Annotated in this window: 1 protein-coding gene; it reads right to left on the bottom strand. The window is 53.6% G+C overall.

Annotated features, from left to right (window positions below; all coding sequences use genetic code 11):
* Nucleotides 1-791: phosphopantetheine-binding protein (locus tag ACWHAR_RS25920; protein ID WP_452088280.1), on the bottom strand; the 791-nt coding region annotated here is incomplete at both ends.

The raw sequence follows: 791 nt of genomic DNA, 5'->3' as shown, positions 1-791 counted from the left end.
GCAGACTCCAGGCGCTTCAGGTCAAGCTTTCCTTCAAGTTGGAGAACGGCCGGCATGTTATAGCTTTTCTCAGCGCCTTCAATCTGCTGAAGAACGTACAGCCGTTTTTGCGCCGACGAAACGGGGTACGTTTCCCGGTCCGGCGCCGCTTCAATATAAACGGCAGATTTTTTCTCAGATTTTGCCGCCGCCTGGGCCAGGCTTTCGATTGTCGGCGCCTGGAACAAGTCTTTCAGCTGCAGGTCAACATTCATCTCTTGCTGGATGCGGGCGATGAGCGTCATTCCGAGTAAAGAGTGTCCGCCGAGTTCAAAAAAATTGTCATGCACACCGATTTTCGGTACATTGAGCACCTCCTGCCAAAGATCGGCAAGCTGCGCTTCTGTGCCGCTCCTTGGCGCCGTATATTCCTTTTGCGCGGCCTGCGCGATATCCGGTTCAGGCAGCGCCCTTCTGTCGATCTTTCCATTGCCTGTGAGCGGAAGCTCATCAAGCTGCATAAACACAGACGGGATCATATAGCCTGGCAGACCTTCTGCCGCATGTCGGCGAAGCTCTTGGCTCGAAAGCTCCTGATCAGCCGTAAAGTATGCACAGATCATTTGATCTCCCGCCCCGGTGTCAACAGCAAGAACAGCGGCTTCCTGAACCATGTCATGCGTTAGGAGATGATGCTCGATTTCGCCCAGCTCGATTCTCTGTCCGCGAATTTTGACCTGATGATCAATCCGACCGATAAATTCGAGGCATCCGTCGGCAAGCCATCTCGCCATATCACCCGTCCGGTAAAT

Source organism: Bacillus sp. LR--39 (assembly GCF_053613335.1).
This window is presented reverse-complemented; position numbering and strand designations above follow the sequence as displayed.